Below are 18,247 nucleotides of genomic sequence, written 5' to 3'. Positions count from 1 at the left end.
ATAAATGTAAATGAGTAATAAGAGAAAAATATATACCGTTGAATTTAAGACTAAAGTTGTCTTGGAAGTATTGGGGAAAGATCAAACAATCACACAGTTATCAGTAAAATATAATATTACGCCCAAAAACATAAATAATTGGAAAACAGCCTTTTTAGAAAATGCTGAGTTGGCAATGGATCCATCCAAATCTATAATGTCCCCAAAAAAAGCTACTGATTTTAGAAAGATTTTTATTCCTAGATGTTAAACTTAACTAGATAAATTAGGAAATAGATAAATGAGTAAAAAAAGAGTAACGTATACAGCTGATTTTAAAGCTAAAGTAATTATAGAATTGCTAGAAGGAGATATGACAGTTAATGAGATAGCAAGTAAGTATGATTTACTTCCTAAAAACGTGCATAATTGGAAGCAGTAATTTTTATCTAATGCTTGCTTAGCATTTGATAAAAACTCTGTTGTTAAGGAGTATAAGCAGGAAATAGATGAGCTTAGAAAAGATAAAGATACAACAAGTAAAGAACTAGGCGAGGTAATAGTAGAGAGGGATTTTTAAATGGGAAAGCTAAAAAGCTTGGTATCATCAAATGATAGAGTAAATTCTGTAGATACTAAGCTAGAATTATCTTTAAATAATCAGCTTAAACTATTATCTATACTACCCCAATAAATTAAACAATATTTTCAATTATTTAGTTCCCATCTAAGCCGCCCGTTTTTCCAATAAGTTATCGTAATAAAATTCCATAGGTTTTTTATAATTGATAGACTCATGAAATCTTCTATTATTATAAAAATCTATATAATCATCCACATCGTTTCTTAGTTCAACAATGCCAGGATATTGATTTAAATAAAATCTCTCACATTTAGCACTTCTCCAAAATCTTTCGATGCAAATGTTATCAGTTGCTCTACCTTTACCATCCATAGATATAGTAATTTTTTTATCCAATAATGTTTGGATATGAATGTTAGATGTGTACTGGCTACCTTGATCAGTGTTAAATATTTCTGGTACTCCATATTTATACAGAGCTTCATTTAAAACTTTCATAACTAAACTACTATCCATAGTGTTGGATATCTCCCAACTTAGTACAGCCTTAGAGTACCAATCAATAATAGCTGCCATATAAACTGTGCCAGCATCAGTCTTAATATATGTAATATCTGTAGACCAAACTTGATTAGGTCTCAATATGCTTAAACCTTTTAGTTTGTAACTATAAATAGCATGCTCTTTGTTAGGTTCAGATAAGTTTAAGTTTGGTTTTTTCACCGCCAATATAGCTTTGATGCCTAACTCTTTACGATACTTTTGTACTGTGTTCTCACAGATGCTAAACCCATCTTCTATTAATTGCTTATGAGCTTTTATATAGCCGTAGCAGGGAATCTCCTCATGTATCTGTATAAGCTTTGCTTTTACTTCTTCTTTATGTTCGTTAACCACAGGCTTGTAATATAAACCAGCTCTAGAAACTTCTAATAAGAAACTTTGTTTTACAACAGATAATTTATGCTTAGGATCAATCATCGCTTTTCTATCAGATAATCCCAAGCTTACGAGCTTTCCCTCAAGAAATTCCTTCTCAATTGTTAGTTGTCCAACCTTCTTAGAATACTGATCTATCTTGGTTTGAAGCTTTGCATTGTCTTTTTTATATTGTGATACTGATTTGGATGGATCCATTACCAACTCAGCATTTTCTAAAAAGGCTGTTTTTCAATTATTTATGTTTTTGGGCGTAATATTATATTTTACTGATAACTGTGTGATTGTTTGATCTTTCCCCAATACTTCCAAGACAACTTTAGTCTTAAATTCAACGGTATATATTTTTCTCTTATTACTCATTTACATTTATCCTAAATTGCTCATTTATAGTTTAGCTACTTTAGGAACTAAATTCTCAAAATTGTTGTTACAATTTCATGGGGTATTATAATCATCAAAATGACTAAACTTATTATGCTTATAATCTTTCTTAATTCTTGGAAGTATACTATTTAAAATATTTTTCTTTACCATTTTGTTTTGTATGACTATGAATAGAAATGATTTATTACCAGCTTTACTTTATTGCTACCTGCTACTCTATAACTTTTGCTAGTTACTTGAAGTTTGTTAATTCTAAGATCTGAAAGTTTCATTTAGAATCTTTAAAGTAATTAAAAAACTTTCCTAAAATTTTGCATTACCAGGTGTACGTGGAAAAGGAATAAGCTCACGAATATTCGGTACACCAGTAACATAACCTAATAATCTCTCAACCCCTAGTCCAAAACCACTATGAGGAACAGTTCCGTAACGACGTAAATCACGATACCAGCCTAGTGCACTACTATCAATATTCATTTCCTCTATACGCTTATCTAAAATATCTAAACGTTCTTCACGTTGGCTTCCACCAATAATCTCTCCAATGCCTGGAACTAAAACATCCATAGCTGCAACAGTTTTGCCATCATCATTTAAACGCATATAAAATGCTTTAATATCTTTTGGATAATTCATAATTACAACTGGGGCATTAAAATGCTTTTCGCATAAGAACCTTTCATGTTCAGATTGTAAATCAACTCCCCACTCTACTGGATATTCAAAATTTTGACCTGATTGCTTTAAAATATCTATCGCATATGTATATTCAACTCTAACAAATCCTTTATCAACAACATTATTTAACTTATCTAACAATCCTTTCTGTACAAATTGATTCAGGAATTTTAAATCATCTTCACAATTGCTCATTACTTTTTGAATAACTGATTTAAGCATATCTTCAGCCAGATTAGCATCATCATTAAGATCAGCAAAAGCTATTTCAGGCTCAATCATCCAAAATTCCGCTAAATGTCTACTAGTATTTGAGTTCTCTGCACGAAATGTAGGGCCAAAAGTATAAACTTTTGATAAAGAGCAACAATAACTTTCAACATTTAACTGTCCAGATACTGTCAAAAATGTTTCTCGGCCAAAAAAATCTTCTTTAAAATCAACTTTACCTTGATCATTAATAGGAGGATTTAGACTATCAAGAGTTGATACCCTAAAAAGATCACCAGCACCTTCACAATCATTGGAAGTTAGGATTGGAGTATTCACCCAAAGAAAACCTTTTTCACATAAGAAGCTATGCACGGCATTTGCTAGCTGATTTCTAACTCTTGCTACTACACCTATAATATTTGTCCTAGTACGAAGATGTGCAACTTCACGTAAATGCTCCATAGTATGACGTTTTGGTGAAACAGGATATGTTTCAGGATTTTCTACCCAACCATAAACCTCCACTTTTTGAGCTTGAATCTCAACACTTTGTCCTTTACCTTGTGAAGCAATCAGTTCACCAGTAATCGCAACTGAGCAATCTTTTGTTAATTTTAAAACTTCTTCTGAATAATTTTCAACTGAATTTGGAACAATCGCTTGAATAGGATCAAAACAGGACCCATCATGAACAGCTACAAAAGAAAATCCTGCTTTAGAATCTCTACGACTTCGAACCCAACCCTTCACTGTTACAAGTTGTCCAATTAAGTCACAAGAGTTAAACAACTCTTTATTAGAATAGTATTGTGTCATTTAGTTTCAAAGAAATTATTTATAAGTGGACAAATTATATAACAAGCTTATATTTTTTTATAGACTTTAACATTATATAATAAATGAATATTATCAGAGATAATATAAAATCAATTAAGATATAAATTTAGGAATTTTTTATAGAAAAAACTTAGAGGACTACTTATCTTCTTTTAAAGGTGCTGAAACACTAGCTTGAACACGTTGATTACGAGCATCCGACTTTTTAATACCTTTTAAAGTACTAGTGTAACCAAAACCTTTTGTTATTACTTTACTACTATCTAGACCTACCTCTTTTATATAATTAGAAACTGCTTCTGCTCTCTTTTCAGAAAGTTTTTGATTATATAATTCAAACTCTTGTCCTGTTTGACCCTGAGAAGCATATCCTTTAATAGTTACAGAAGCAATATTGCTACCTTTTACAAACTTAACAAAAGACGATATAGCATCCTTACCTCTTTGATTTAAATTTGCACTATCATATGCAAACTTAGTATCTAAATAAACCGTTACATCACTACCATCTACAGTATAACATGCAACACCATCTTTGGTTAAATTGAAGTTGCCTGTACATTGTTTAATACCTTGTGGAAGTAGATATTTAGACTCATCTACTGTTGGTATTGCTGTAGTTTGAGCTGCTGTTTTAGCACCACTATCGTGTATGTTAGCAGTGTCATTATTAGGGTTAGCTTTTCCACCAAAGAACCATGTTAGACCAGCACCAATCACATTAGTTCCTGCTTGACCATTAGCCCCTGAAATACTAGTTGGAGCCATAGTTTGTATATATCTATAATCCACGCTAGCTTGTACATCTCTTGATAGTTCAAACTTAAGACCTCCACCGACATCCCAAGCTCCTGTAGCTTTACCAGCCAGGTTAGCCCAACCAGCACCACCAACCATATACGGAGTAAACATAGTACTATTACTAAAGTTAACAACACCTTCACCTAAACCGGCAAAATCTTTACCTACTAATTGGAAATATTGAACTGCGAAATATTTATTTAAGTTATAACCAAGAGTGAAGTTAGCCGCTGCACCTGAAGGTGAGTTAGCAGTTCCAGCAAGACCACTAGCTCCGACACCTAAATACCATTGACCAGTTCTATCTTGAGGTCCCCAAGTATTATTTTCATTTGTTATAGAGCTATATGTGTTTGCAAAAGGTTTGATGAAAGTATTTGACTCAAATCCACTAGTAGTAGTACTAGTAGTAGTTGCTGCTGTATCAGTTTTAGCTGATGTATCTGTATTATCAGAGCTAGCTGCAAAAGACATTGTAGCTGTGCCTAATAGCACAGATGTAGCCATAACGATATTTCTTAGTTTCATCAAAAAACTCCTTTAAAACTTGTTTTCATATTTATATTGAAATACTTGACCTGTGAATTTTACATTATTAGAAACTTTTTTCAAGTTTTTTTAAGAGCAAATTAAGAAACTAATTTATGGTACTTCTCTAAAAGCTGTTATTGAGTCTCTACTCTATTTGAATCAGTAATTATACATCTAATTGGACAAACTTTAGTACATTGAGACTCTGAGAAATGTCCCACACACTCTGTACATTTATTAGGATCAATTTCATAATATTCTTCACCTTGAAATATAGCCTCATTTGGACATTCTGGTTCACAAATATCACAGTTTATACAGTCATCAGTAATTAATAAAGCCATATTCTTAACCTTTATTACTATATTTAAATTCTATTTCCCGAAACACACATTCTGGAACAAATTCATCAACACGCTTATAATTATGCACAGCAACAGCTCTAACTAAAGTTGAAGATATACATGAAAACTTTTCACTTGGGGTTAAAAATATAGTTTGAATATCACTATTTAACTTATTGTTCATGGCAGACATTTGAAACTCATAATCAAAATCAGATACCGCACGCAAGCCTCGTACAATCGCACAAGCGCCATATTTAACTGCGGTATCCACAAGCAGACCTTCAAAACTAACAACTTTAACTTTTTGGTTTCTTTTAAAAGCCTCTTTAATCATCCGCTCTCTATGCTCTAAATTAAAAAGAGTATTTTTAGCATATGCTGTTGATACTGCAACTACTATTTCATCAAATATATTTAAAGCTCGATCTACCAAATCAATATGTCCATTTGTTATGGGATCAAAAGTTCCAGGATAAATTACTATGTTACTCATAATAATAGTTTAGAATAATCCTAATTCTAGTTTTGCTTCTTCTGTCATAAGTTCAGAATTCCAAGGTGGATCGAAAACCATAACAACATCAACCTTATCAACATTTGGTAACATTGCTACACGCCTTTCAACATCTGTCATAAGAACTGGGCCCATACCACAACCTGGTGCTGTAAGGGTCATATCCACAATAACATGAAAGTTACCATTTTCCAGCTTTCTGGTAACAACATTATAAATCAAACCAAGATCGACTATATTTACAGGTATTTCAGGATCATAAACAGTTTTCATTTGATCCCAAATAGCATCCATGTTTATAGGATCTCCTGGTTTAATATTATATCCTTCAACAGGATATTTAACCACTTGTTTACCTATAGCATCAGCATCTTTACCATCTAAATGAAGAAGATTACCATTTACATTTAATGTAAAGCTACCACCCTTATCTTGCGTTACTAAAGCTTCTTGGCCAGGCATAAGTTCAATTTCATTACCAAAAGGTACTGCTATTGCTTTAACCTGCCGTCTAACTATAGTTACATCTGTTGTTTTCATCAAAAATATTCCCTAAACTGTAAAACTTTCACCACACCCACAGCGCGCTGACTCATTTGGATTGGTATACTCTAACTTATATAAACCAAAATCATGCTTAACATAATCAACTTTTAGACCATTTAAAAAATCCATCGATTTACTAGATACGAAAAATTTCAAACCATGCTGATTTACTTCTATTGTAGAATCTGGCTGTTTAGCTACAAAATCAATATCATAAGCTAAACCTGAGCAACCCATAACTTTTGTACCTACATATATTCCTATACTTGTAGAATCTTTCGCTAAATGTTTTTCAAAATGTTTAGCTGCTGCTTGAGTAACTTCTAAAATATTATTGTTAGGATCAAAAACTTCAACCATAAACTTAATCCTCTAAAATCTTTTATTGTTTATTTTAATTGAGATATTACTTTTTTCAATGCCTTAATAAATAAGTCAACTTCTTCAAAAGTATTATACATCCCAAAAGACATACGAACTGTTGATGTAACTCCCATTCTGTAAAGCAATGGATGAGCGCAATGTTTTCCTGTTCGGACACACATACCTTTAATTGCCAAAAGCTCGCCTATATCTCCAGCATTACACCCATCTATTATAAATGTAATAACTCCTGCTTTATTTCGAGCTTCACCAATTATTCTTAAACCATTGATTTTCTTTAATTCATTAGTTGCATACGTTAAGATATCTCGCTCATAACTGGCAATATTATCCATTCCAACTGAATTAATATAATCTATAGCTTGGCCAAAACCTATAGTACCAACGATATCAGGAGTTCCAGCTTCAAATTTATATGGAGGTAAAGCAAACGTTGTTTTATCAATTGTAACATCATCAACCATATCACCACCATAATTATAAGGGGGTAACTTTTTTAATAAATCATACTTACCATATAGGATCCCTACTCCAGTTGGCCCATATAATTTATGACTAGAAAAAACAAAAAAGTCACAATCCAAATATTGCACATCAACTTTTGAATGTATAACAGCTTGGGCACCATCAACAACAACTAATACATCAGAGTTTATTTTTTTAACCTCTTTAATAATCTCTTTAATAGGATTAATTGTTCCTAAAACATTAGAACACAAAGTTATTGCTAAAACCTTAGTTTTATTAGTCACTAAAGATAATAAGTTTTTCACATCTAGTTCACCATTGTCTTTAACTTTAGCTATTTTAAAATCTAAGTTTTTATCTTCACATAGCATTTGCCAAGGTACAAAATTAGCATGATGTTCCATTTCTGTAACAATAATTTCATATCCTGAAGAAATTATAGATTTACCAATACAATTAGTTAAAAGATTAATTGCTTCAGTTGTCCCTTTAGTTATTACGATCTCGTCTGATAATTTAGCATTAATAAATTCTTGTACTTTTAAACGTACATTTTCATACTTGTCACTAGCCTCTTGACTAAGCGAATACACACCTCTATGGACATTTGCATAATTAAATTTGTAAGCATCTGCAACAGCATCTATCACTACTTGAGGCTTTTGTGCTGATGCTCCAGTATCAAAGAAAACAATAGGTTTATCATTTATAGTTTGACTCAGAAATGGAAAATCATTTCTAATTTTTTTTACATCATACATTCTTTAGATTGCCTGTTTAATAATAAATCACCTAAATTATACTAAAACAGTATAATTTTGCCAGTACTATAATAATTTTACCTAATTCACAAATTACTAAAAACTATTTACTAGCACACAGGAACATTAGTAGCTAAACCACCTAAAGATGTTTCTTTATATTTACTGCACATATCTAAGCCTGTTTCATACATTACCTTAATAACATAATCCAAGCCAACAAAGCGCTTTTCACCTGTATCTAAATGTGCAAGTTTAGCTGCATTTATAGCTTGAACAGCTCCCATAGCATTACGCTCAATACATGGGATTTGTACTAAACCACCTATAGGATCACAAGTTAAACCTAAGTTATGCTCCATCCCAATTTCAGCTGCTGACTCAATAGAATCAAGATCTCCACCAAGTAAAGCACAATATCCAGCAGCTGCCATAGAGCAAGCAACACCAACCTCTCCTTGACAACCAACTTCTGCAGCTGAGATCGAAGCACCAGATTTATATAAAACTCCTATAGCAGCACATACTAAAAGATATTTATTTACCACTTTTTTGAATTCACTTTGATTAATGATTTCATGAGTTTGTAAATAATATTTAAGAACTGCTGGAATTATGCCCGCAGCGCCATTTGTTGGTGCTGTAACAACTCTTTCACCGCATGCATTTTGTTCGTTAACAGCTATAGAAAAAGCATTTAAATAATTAAAATCAGTATTCACAACATTATGCTCTTTTAACTTTTTAATCATACTAGGAGCTCTTTTTCTTACTCTAAGCCCTCCTGGTAAAGTAGTCTCAGCACAAGTTAAGCCTTTTTCGATTGATGTATCCATCACACGCCAAATCTCAGCTAATTTTTCAAAAGAATCCTGCTCCCCATAGGCTGTTTTTTCATTTTCAAACATTATTTCATCAATTGTTTTATTATCTTTCTGACAAAGTTCCTTTAATTCAGCCATACTTGCAAATTTATACGGTTTATTGCACAACACTTCTGTAGGAACCTCATCCTTCTTTATTTGTTTTTTATCGACAATAAAGCCCCCTCCTATTGAAAAATACTCTTTCTCACAAAGTAACTCATTGTTTTCAAACAAAGAAAAACGCATCCCATTAGCATGCTCTGGCAAAAACTCATCGTAATGAAATACTAAATCCTTATCATAATCAAAATCAATTTTAAATTCTTGATTAAGATCTAATTTTTTATGAGCCAAACAATTATCATATAATTTTTTTGCTAACTGTATATCCACAGATTCAGGCAAAAAACCCATTATACCCAAAACAACTGCATAATCAGTTTTATGTCCTTTACCTGTCAAAGCCAATGAGCCAAATAAATCTATCTTAATACGTGTTGTATTAGTTAAATTATTTTTATATAGATTAATAAAGTCACACCCAGCACGCATTGGACCTATTGTATGTGACGAAGACGGGCCAACCCCTATAGAAAAAAGTTCAAAAGTACTTTCCATAAAATCTCCCAAAAAATATGGTTCTTTAAAATTTAAAGACGATTAATTATATCTCATTTTAATCTTTTTTCTCTAATTTTCCAATCAGGCATATAGCTTGCAATATAATTATAAAAATCTTTTGAATGGTTTGGATGTGTTAAATGAGCAATTTCGTGAAGAACAACATATTCTATTGCCTCTATATCTCTTAAAATCAAATTAAAATTTAAATTAATAGTTTTTTTGACATAATTACAAGAACCCCAACGAGTTTTAGTTTTTTTTATAGTAACCCTTTGTATTTCTTGGCCAGTTATTTTTAAAAATTTTGCAACAAGATTATTTAATATAATATCAGCTCTATCTTTATAAAACTCTTCTAATAACTGTAACTTAAATTCTCTATTATCGATAACGCTTGAATTTAGTAATAACTCAAGGTATTTTTCATGCTCACAAATCAAATTCTGCTTTGAGGGTGTAAGTTTTATAAAATACTCTCGACCTAAGAAATAAACTTTATCACCATTTCTTAAGAGATACTCATTATACTCATACTTTCTATTAACTGATAACCTTTTACTATGTTTTTCTATCCATGATCTTTTTGATTCAAGTAATGTAAATATTTCTTTTTTAGTCACCCCTTTTGGTGATATTACTGTAACTAAACCATCTTTACTTAAAGAGATCTTTAAGTTTTTAATATTTTTATAAACTATATCAACCTTATATGTCATTCTTAATCAAAGCTGTATGTCTGATAAGATCCTAAAACTTTAAGAAAAGTGCTCTTTTTAAGCACTTCTAGGAGAGTTTTTTGAATGTTAGCATCATCCTCAGAACCTTCAAAGTCAACAAAAAACAAATAGTTCCAAGCTCTATCCCTAGATGGCCTTGATTCTATCTTAGTTAAATTAATATCATATTTACCAAAAATATTTAAGGTATTAACTAAAGCATTAGGTTTTTCTTCCACAGAAAAGATAAGTGTTGTTTTATATTTATTACTATCGGAATTCACATTGATTGAATCGTATCCCATTAAGAAAAAACGAGTATAATTAAAATGTTCATCTTCAAGTTGATCCTGGAAAATTTTTAATCCATACGTTTTAGCTGCCAACTCTCCAGCTATAGCAAGATTATTCTTTTGCTTAGTTTCAAAAATGTGTTTTGCTGCACCTGCTGTATCAACAAAAGCCTCTGGTATTAGCTTTAAATGTTTTAAACTCTTTGAACATTGGGCTAAAGCCATCGGATGAGATATTACACTTTTAATATCGGATATTCCAGCATCTGGCAAGCCCATTAAGCAGTGTTTAATCTTCAAAATGACTTCTGCTTTTACTTTTAGATTACTTTTAATCAACTCATCATATGCAGGAACTACAGATCCTGCTAAAGAATTTTCTACTGGAATCATCACAAAATTTGATTTGCCTGCAATCGTATGCTCAATAGCATCTGAAAAAGAAAGACATGGTATAGTTTGAAAGTTTTTTATACCTTGTTGATCTAAAAAATTGGTTATAGCTTGCTCAGAATATGCACCATGTTCGCCTTGAAAAGAAACTTTAATCATAGAAATAGTTTAGATAATTTTTTATAAATAATAATACAGTTTTTTCAAACTTAATAAAACAGTAACATACGCAACTAACTAGATAAAAATACAGATTAATGACTATTCTGTTGATATAATGCTGATTCTATACCTTGTTGTATTTCACCTGCTGTCAAACAATAATATTTAGCAACTATACAAGTAACAAAACTAATAACTAATAAAGCAGCAGAGGCTGAATAAAAATGCAAAAATCCTATTCCACCAAAATCACTCAAGTATGATACAACTGATACAGCAATAATATAAAACCAAAACCAAATAGACTGTTTAAAATGCCAAGAAATTCTTTCTGATTTATCAGCACCAAAACTTCTATATGCTCCAAGCATAAAAATTGCTATACATATAGCGATACCTGACTTAGATACAATATCCCAACCACTCCATAAAAAAATCAATGTTGATGAGAAAACTCCTAATAATGATATTAAAAACACCATTTTTAGTTTAAAAGGTCTCTCAATATCTGGGAGTCTGTGTCGCATAGCTAAAGTCGATGTTGCACCTGTCAAATATGTTAAAGATATCAAAGATGTTAAAAATGTTGTCATTGTCTGCCATCCAGGAAAAGGAGCAAACATCACCATCGCTATTAAGAAATTAAGAATAATTGCATAAAGAGGTTTGCTAGTAACTGGATTTAGCTTATTCAAAACCTTAGGCATATAACCATTTGATACCATTGCATTTAAAGAATTTAAAGCTACACAGAAATATAAAAGCCCTGCTACTAATGGAAAAAGTATTGCACCAAAATATAAGAAGTACAAAACCCATGTCTGACCCAAATTTTGAGCAATTAAAGCAAATGCTCCAAAATTAGCATTACCATTAGAAAATATATCTTGCATACCCCACTGATTATTATGCACATACTTAGATACTATCATTACATATGCAATTTGCAAAAATATGAAAATAAATAAGCAAACCAATATTGTTCCTATAGTTGCCATTGGAATCGCTTTTGATGGATTTTTTGTATTACCAGCCATCTCAACAATAGCTTTAAAACCAACGAAAGCATAACCAATACCACCTAAAGATATTGCTGAAAATACGCCATTTATACCATACGGCATAAATAAAAAGTTAGTCTCAACTGTTTTTGAGCTTAATTGAGGTAGCGTATAGCATAATGCTATTAAAGCTCCGCCAATAATCATGGGAACAACAACTTTAAATAAAGTAATTATATTATTAATCTTTACCAACCATCTTAATGAATAAAAATTAAAAGCACAAAACACCAGTAACAGTACTACAGCTAGAGGTGTTCCATGGCCTGATAAGGCTCCGGTTTTAATATTTATCAAACTTGGATAAAAAACTGCTAGATATTGTATTACAGCTTGCACTTCTATAGGTGCTAAAACTAAATAAGAAATCCATGTGATCCATGCAAAAATATAGCTTAATAAAGTACCATGAGTTATATGCGGAATTCTAGATGAAGATCCCTGTACCGGAACAATAGTACAGCTTTCTGCAAAAGTTAATGCGATAAAAACCATAAAAACTGCACCAATAATCCAAGATAATATGGAAGCTGGGCCAGCATATTCAGAAGTGTACTGAGCCGAAAACATCCAGCCAGAACCCATAATAGTCCCTATACCTATCGCTATAAGGCTACCCATAGTTAACCTATCATTTGTCATAAAAAAAGATATTTTTTTGCGCTATACTTTCAGTTTATGTCCTGAAAAGCCAAAAGTAAAGTTTTATAATAATTTGGATCTATGTTTCCTTTCTAATAATTCTTTGATTTAAGGTTGTGATAATGTCATATTCTATTGTTTGTAATTTTTTAGCCAACGCTTTGGCACTATTTTTTCTCTCAGGTCTATTTGATATAAGTTCTACCTTATCATCAGCTTTTAAGCCTAGCTCATTATTGCCTAAAGATACTGCTAAAGCATCCATATTTATTCTACCTACTATTGGATAACTTTTACCTTGGGCATAGACAACCCCTTTATTTCCTAATTCTCGAGGAAAACCATCTCCATAACCAACTGGCAGTATAGCTATATACTCACTTTTTTTACCAATATAACATATAGAATATCCAACCTCAGGCATCTCATCTAACTTTATTAGTTTTACTATTTTTGTAACTAACCTAGCTACTGGTCGTATGACCTTTAACTGCTCATCGACATTAAAATCTGGCAAAAATCCATAACTCAATATTCCTGGTCTAACCATATCAAAGATGATATCCTTTTGCCCTATACAACCATAAGAATTTGCTAGATGACATATTGTTTGGCTATTTAAAGACTTTACAAACTCTTGTATTTTTCTGAACTTTTCTATCTGGAATTGGTTAAATGAATTATTTTTTTCATCTGCACATGCTAAATGGCTATACACCCCCTCAAGATCTATGTATTTAGATCTTTGGGCTTTTTCTACTATATCCGCAACATGCTCACAATTAATACCTAACATATTCATACCAGTATTAACAAAAATATGAATTTTGGCTTTTTTAGAACTCTGCCTTGAATAATGTTCTATTTTATCAATATCTTTAAAACGATGTACACTAATTCTAATTTCTCGATCTATTAACCTCTTAATGTAAAGAGTTTCAATAACCCCAAAAATCAATATAGGTTTATTTGAAGAGCTCTTATAAACATCAAGTGCCTCACTTGCACATGCAGTAGCATAAAAATCAACAATATCTTTAGTATTTTTCACCACAAGCTGTAAATCATGACCATAGGCATTAGCTTTAACAGGTAGGCATAACTTTGATTGTGAATATGCTTTTATTGTAGAAATATTGCTTCTTAATATAGCTATATCTAACTCAAGAAAGTTTATATCCATGAAAGATCACCTAAAGTATAAATATCTGCTGTATATTATGTATAAAATTAGTCAGTCCCGTATTCACAAGAAGGTTTTGTAAACGTTTTCCACAGCTACCATCATACATCATAATAACAAAACTAAAAATAACTAGATCTAGTAAAGATATTTGATCGTTAAAAGAATATTTTCTATCATTTATAAAGTCAGCTATTGCTCTTAGGTTCTCTTCTGCTCTAGAGTAGATTTCATCATTAGTTAGATTAACCACACCAGCAGCTTTTAATTGACGTAAAATATTTCTTTTTGCTACAGGATATACAATATTAGCCATTGCTTTAGGTAAACTTGTTGATTCTATAAAATCTTTTTTCCAAATAACGTTATTTTTATCAGCCCAGCGCCCATATATCCCAACCCAATATAGACTATCTTCACAAAGCCTAATAAAAGCTGTTGAAATAGCTTTTTGCTGTGAGTCCAAATGACTATCTATGCTGGTTTGGCTTTGTTGCTCAAGCATTTTAATTATAAGATTACTATCAGCAAACTTCTTACCCATAGTTTCTATATAAGGCATTTTGCCTGTTGGAGACTTATTAAACTCTAAGTTAAAATGATTCTTGTAACTAATATCCATAGCCTTAAAATAAAGCTCTAATTTTAAACAGAAAGGGCTACAACTATAGCCTCTATCTTTTAAAGGAGGTAACTGGTGTAAATGAATCATATATGTCCCTAATTATCAAAATCTATAATATTGTTTGCTGATTTTTGTGATGAATCTTCTTGTTCTGATAGAATATTTTCTTTAACAATATCTGCTTTTTCAAAATCAGATATAACAAGATCATCAAGTCTACCATTTTTTATAACTATATATCCTCTATATCTCTCATTAGAGATTACTGTATTATAGTCAAATGAATACACTCTATAAAAAACTATTTTTTTATTCTCAAATTTCATAGTAATTTTACGCAAACACACAGTATCATCGAGCAAATCTAAATTATGTTTTTGTGACGAACGTTCAGCCACACCTACTGCATACTCTTTATTTTTCATAAAATTCCGCCACGCAAAAAAACATATTGCTAAAAAAATTATTGTATATAATGCTACCGACATGCTATTTAAACTTAAAATATCAATTAATAGACTATTATATGGTAAAATCTACCCGTTACAAAATATAAGAACTAAGATGCTTTGAAAAATCTAAAATATTTTTACGGATCAATTATAGTAACTGCCATAGGAATAGTTCTTGGAGAATACCTATATCCATCAATACCACTAGCAACAACATATACTATATTAATTTTAGCAGCACTAGAAATATCTCTAAGTTTCGACAACGCTATTATAAACGCTAAAGTTCTTCGACAGATGCCTAAAAAATGGCAAAAAATATTTATTTATGTGGGACTACCTATAGCTGTATTTGGTATGCGTCTAGTATTCCCAATTTTATTAGTAAAACTAACTAGTGGTACTAACTTTATAGATGTCATACATCTTGCCTTAAATAATCCTGAGAAATATCAGGAAATACTAGAATACTCTATGCCATATATATGTAGTTTTGGTGGTAGTTTTTTACTCATGGTGTTTTTAAACTTTTTCCTTAGTGAAAATGATGGTTACCACTGGATTCCTCTAGTTGAAAATAATAAATTAATCAGAAAAATTCGTGAATACAACGGAGGTTATATTTTTTTTGCTATAGTTATTGGCTTTATTGTAGTTTATCTCACAAATCCTACTTACCAAGGTGAGTTAGCTCTAGCATACCTTTTAGGAATAATAGTTCACGAAAGCTTAGGACTACTTAATTCATTTTTTGATTCAGCTAAAATTGATACCTTAGATATAGCTCGTAATGGTTTAATGGGTTTCATCTATCTAGAAATAATTGATGCTTCTTTTAGTTTCGATGGTGTAGTTGGCGCGTTTGCAATTACTACAAATATCATAATAATAATGATAGGTCTAGGTATTGGTGCCATGTTTGTTAGGTCTTTAACTATACTCTTTGTTGAGAAGAAAACATTAGCTAAATACATCTACCTAGAACACGGGGCTCATTATGCAATTGGTTTCTTAGCAGCAATATTACTATTGAAAATATTTATTCATATTCCAGAATGGTTTAGTGGTTCTATAGGTATTTTGATACTAGCAATATCGTTTATACACTCAGCTATAACTAACAAAAACTTAGAAAATTAAGCTTTTTAACTGGTTAATATCTTTAGCTATATTATCAGCAACCTCGATAACTTTTTGCCTAGATACATGCTCTGTATATGCTATAAATTTATTAGCAAAACCAGCCTCATATAATTGATAATCAGTATAACCATCACCTACTGCAATAACTTCTCTACCAATTAAGGCTTTAGTTTTTTCAAATGCTTTTAACTTAGAATCACAAGCACCATTAAAATTATCAAGAGATACAAAATTACCATTACTATCCCAGGTTATATTAACCGCAAAAATATTCTGTTGAGGAACTCCTAAATAATCAGCAAAAGGCTCAACACTTTCTGTCAACCCTCCACTAAAAATCCAAATCTGATAAGCTTTATTTTTTAGTTCTTTAACTAATTCTAATATCCCATCTGTTAATATATTTGGGCAGTATTTATCAGCAAAATCTTTTATACTCTGTTTAGTTGGGCTTGCTATAGCCAGGCGCCTTTCTAAAGACTCTCTAAAATCAAGATCTCCTTGCATTCCTAAATTTGTTATTTTTTCAATTTCTACTATTTTTCCTGGAGAATCTTTCAATGCAGATTCTAAAATAAGCTCCAATGATTCTTTTTTAATTAAAGTCGAATCAAAATCAAATATTATATTTTTCATAAAAGTTTCTATTTTAAATAAATTACATGTAATGCTGGAGGTATTTGGATTGGTAAATATGCCTTATATATTAAACCTAAATCACTTGCATTTAGGTAAACAATATAACTAAGCTTTTTACTACTATCAATTACATTAATAAAAATTAAACCATCATCTTCATTTTCAGCCCTAGGATTTGCTATAAAAATTGGTTCTGAAACATAGTCCTGGCCAAACTTATATTCAAGAATACTATTATTATATAAATCTATTTTTACTACGCTATTAAAAAACTCTGCTTGATCTGTGCGATTAGCTAAATATATAAATTGATAATCTTTAGTTAATAATTTTTGATTAATCCTAGGAAACTCAACATTTTTATCACTTAGTACTACTTTATCTACACGATCGTAATCAAGATCTATAACTATCCTACTAACTTGCGTTTCAAGCGTACAATCATCATTATATATATTCTCAAAATAGAACTTTTTATAAGGTTCTAAATTATTTGTATACTCTATAAAATCTAGATGAATTTTTTGATCTTTTTCAAAAGAGTTTGCCGTATGTAACATAACAAAACTAGGAGCGTCAATAAATTTAGTTTTCAGTGTATTTCTATTTACTACTAGTAATTGACACTTTGCATTACTATCGTGTGATATAACTTCTGAAATTGGTTTAGACAAAAATTCTACTGGTTTTGCTCTTAATGGTCCTAAATATAATACAACATAGCTTTCTGTTAAAAATAAAGTATGATTATAAATAAATTGCTGATTAGAAAATTTATAAAGCTCTTGTCTTTGACAACTATCTTTAGAAACTTTATAAATGCTATATTTACAATCTCTTGATATATCAATGACAAAATTAAATTGCTCCTTAGTAGTTGGGTCAAACTGAGGATGCGCACAGCTAAATTGTCCTTTAAGATTATCATTAAACTTAAATTCATCTAATGTTTGAAGACTTTTGTTATCAAATTCAAGCATTGTAGTAACTTCACTAGTAGCCAATAGTTTATTATCAAACTTAAGAATATTGACATTTAAACTTGGTTTCTCAGCTTTTGAGCCTAAAATTATCTTTATTATAGTAGCTATTCTACTAAATTTAGAAGGAACCATCGTGCCAAATTCATCATACTTCATTCGTCCTTTTTTTGAGGCAAAATATTGTTGTGATTCTAAGAACTTGTTTGAAAAGTAAATATTGTTGCCTTCTTTATAAAAACTATACAGCATTGCTAAACCATCGAACCAATGATTTAATTTTATTTTTCCATATTCAAACTTAGCAGGACCAACTCTTAAAATCTGTCCATCAAACCAATTTGGTAAGTTCGATATTTCAGATTTTAATATATAGCTTGAAAACTCTTGATCAACACTAGTAAAAGTTGCAGATAATTTACTCACAGCCGCTCATAAACAAACATAGTTATATTTATTATACTTTATTTACTTAAATAACATTTGAAACTATTAAGAAA

General features: G+C 30.9%; 21 protein-coding genes. 3 read left to right on the top strand and 18 right to left on the bottom strand.

The annotated features are described in order from the left end of the window. Positions 1 to 10 precede the first annotated feature (10 nt). Positions 11 to 250 (top strand): transposase, encoded by a 240-nt coding sequence (locus CDV26_RS03630; protein WP_157671424.1) that lies wholly within the window; start codon positions 11 to 13, stop codon positions 248 to 250. 30 nt (positions 251 to 280) lie between these two features. After that, on the top strand, positions 281 to 421 hold the full coding sequence (locus CDV26_RS03625; RefSeq protein ID WP_088772134.1) for a transposase: 141 nt from the start codon (positions 281 to 283) through the stop codon (positions 419 to 421). Positions 422 to 706: 285 nt separating this feature from the next. Here CDV26_RS03625 and CDV26_RS03620 read toward each other — a convergent pair whose 3' ends face one another. The 16 genes from CDV26_RS03620 to CDV26_RS03550 all read right to left on the bottom strand — a co-directional run bounded on the left by CDV26_RS03620 (position 707) and on the right by CDV26_RS03550 (position 15,021). Then, on the bottom strand, positions 707 to 1,699 hold the full coding sequence (locus CDV26_RS03620) for an IS3 family transposase (protein ID WP_088771586.1): 993 nt from the start codon (positions 1,697 to 1,699) through the stop codon (positions 707 to 709). A 33-nt stretch (positions 1,700 to 1,732) separates the two neighbouring features. Next, positions 1,733 to 1,864: a transposase gene (locus CDV26_RS13510; RefSeq protein WP_169709695.1), complete on the bottom strand. Its 132-nt coding sequence runs from the start codon at positions 1,862 to 1,864 to the stop codon at positions 1,733 to 1,735. 327 nt (positions 1,865 to 2,191) lie between these two features. Then, complete coding sequence (gene asnS / locus CDV26_RS03615) at positions 2,192 to 3,595, bottom strand: asparagine--tRNA ligase (protein ID WP_088772133.1); 1,404 nt, start codon at positions 3,593 to 3,595, stop codon at positions 2,192 to 2,194. Positions 3,596 to 3,754: 159 nt separating this feature from the next. After that, the gene (locus CDV26_RS03610; protein WP_169709708.1) at positions 3,755 to 4,945 is read right to left on the bottom strand and encodes an OmpA family protein; all 1,191 of its coding nucleotides are present in this window, start codon (positions 4,943 to 4,945) and stop codon (positions 3,755 to 3,757) included. A gap of 137 nt (positions 4,946 to 5,082) precedes the next feature. Next, positions 5,083 to 5,292 carry a YfhL family 4Fe-4S dicluster ferredoxin gene (locus CDV26_RS03605; protein ID WP_088772131.1) on the bottom strand — a complete coding sequence of 70 codons (210 nt, stop codon included), beginning with the start codon at positions 5,290 to 5,292 and terminating at the stop codon, positions 5,083 to 5,085. Positions 5,293 to 5,296: 4 nt separating this feature from the next. Then, on the bottom strand, positions 5,297 to 5,788 hold the full coding sequence (gene coaD, locus CDV26_RS03600; protein ID WP_088772130.1) for a pantetheine-phosphate adenylyltransferase: 492 nt from the start codon (positions 5,786 to 5,788) through the stop codon (positions 5,297 to 5,299). Positions 5,789 to 5,797: 9 nt separating this feature from the next. Continuing rightward, on the bottom strand, positions 5,798 to 6,349 hold the full coding sequence (gene sufT / locus CDV26_RS03595; protein ID WP_088772129.1) for a putative Fe-S cluster assembly protein SufT: 552 nt from the start codon (positions 6,347 to 6,349) through the stop codon (positions 5,798 to 5,800). Between the two features lie 12 nt (positions 6,350 to 6,361). Continuing rightward, positions 6,362 to 6,715: a HesB/IscA family protein gene (locus CDV26_RS03590; protein ID WP_088772128.1), complete on the bottom strand. Its 354-nt coding sequence runs from the start codon at positions 6,713 to 6,715 to the stop codon at positions 6,362 to 6,364. 29 nt (positions 6,716 to 6,744) lie between these two features. Then, on the bottom strand, positions 6,745 to 7,968 hold the full coding sequence (locus CDV26_RS03585) for an aminotransferase class V-fold PLP-dependent enzyme (RefSeq protein WP_088772127.1): 1,224 nt from the start codon (positions 7,966 to 7,968) through the stop codon (positions 6,745 to 6,747). A 110-nt stretch (positions 7,969 to 8,078) separates the two neighbouring features. Then, the gene (locus tag CDV26_RS03580) at positions 8,079 to 9,452 is read right to left on the bottom strand and encodes an L-serine ammonia-lyase (protein WP_088772126.1); all 1,374 of its coding nucleotides are present in this window, start codon (positions 9,450 to 9,452) and stop codon (positions 8,079 to 8,081) included. Positions 9,453 to 9,505: 53 nt separating this feature from the next. Further along, positions 9,506 to 10,174, bottom strand: a complete 669-nt coding sequence (locus CDV26_RS03575; RefSeq protein ID WP_088772125.1) for a M48 family metallopeptidase — start codon at positions 10,172 to 10,174, stop codon at positions 9,506 to 9,508. A gap of 2 nt (positions 10,175 to 10,176) precedes the next feature. Beyond that, positions 10,177 to 11,019, bottom strand: coding sequence for a prephenate dehydratase (pheA, locus tag CDV26_RS03570; RefSeq protein ID WP_088772124.1), 843 nt, complete (start codon positions 11,017 to 11,019; stop codon positions 10,177 to 10,179). A 95-nt stretch (positions 11,020 to 11,114) separates the two neighbouring features. Further along, complete coding sequence (locus CDV26_RS03565; RefSeq protein WP_088772123.1) at positions 11,115 to 12,725, bottom strand: APC family permease; 1,611 nt, start codon at positions 12,723 to 12,725, stop codon at positions 11,115 to 11,117. Positions 12,726 to 12,804: 79 nt separating this feature from the next. Beyond that, positions 12,805 to 13,908 carry an alanine racemase gene (gene alr, locus CDV26_RS03560; RefSeq protein WP_245806498.1) on the bottom strand — a complete coding sequence of 368 codons (1,104 nt, stop codon included), beginning with the start codon at positions 13,906 to 13,908 and terminating at the stop codon, positions 12,805 to 12,807. Between the two features lie 10 nt (positions 13,909 to 13,918). Then, complete coding sequence (locus CDV26_RS03555; protein WP_088772122.1) at positions 13,919 to 14,620, bottom strand: glutathione S-transferase family protein; 702 nt, start codon at positions 14,618 to 14,620, stop codon at positions 13,919 to 13,921. 8 nt (positions 14,621 to 14,628) lie between these two features. Further along, positions 14,629 to 15,021, bottom strand: coding sequence for a DUF3301 domain-containing protein (locus CDV26_RS03550; protein WP_088772121.1), 393 nt, complete (start codon positions 15,019 to 15,021; stop codon positions 14,629 to 14,631). An 81-nt stretch (positions 15,022 to 15,102) separates the two neighbouring features. Here CDV26_RS03550 and CDV26_RS03545 point away from each other — a divergent pair, with 81 nt between their 5' ends. Continuing rightward, complete coding sequence (locus CDV26_RS03545) at positions 15,103 to 16,125, top strand: DUF475 domain-containing protein (RefSeq protein ID WP_088772120.1); 1,023 nt, start codon at positions 15,103 to 15,105, stop codon at positions 16,123 to 16,125. Here the strand turns inward: CDV26_RS03545 and CDV26_RS03540 are convergent. Further along, positions 16,114 to 16,764, bottom strand: a complete 651-nt coding sequence (locus CDV26_RS03540) for an HAD-IB family phosphatase (RefSeq protein WP_088772119.1) — start codon at positions 16,762 to 16,764, stop codon at positions 16,114 to 16,116. The two genes, CDV26_RS03545 and CDV26_RS03540, sit on opposite strands and share 12 nt — an antisense overlap. Before the next feature lie 8 nt (positions 16,765 to 16,772). Beyond that, positions 16,773 to 18,173, bottom strand: coding sequence for a carotenoid oxygenase family protein (locus CDV26_RS03535; protein WP_088772118.1), 1,401 nt, complete (start codon positions 18,171 to 18,173; stop codon positions 16,773 to 16,775). Between the last annotated feature and the right edge of the window lie 74 nt (positions 18,174 to 18,247).

Source organism: Francisella halioticida (genome assembly GCF_002211785.1).
GTDB lineage: Bacteria > Pseudomonadota > Gammaproteobacteria > Francisellales > Francisellaceae > Francisella > Francisella halioticida.
This window is presented reverse-complemented; position numbering and strand designations above follow the sequence as displayed.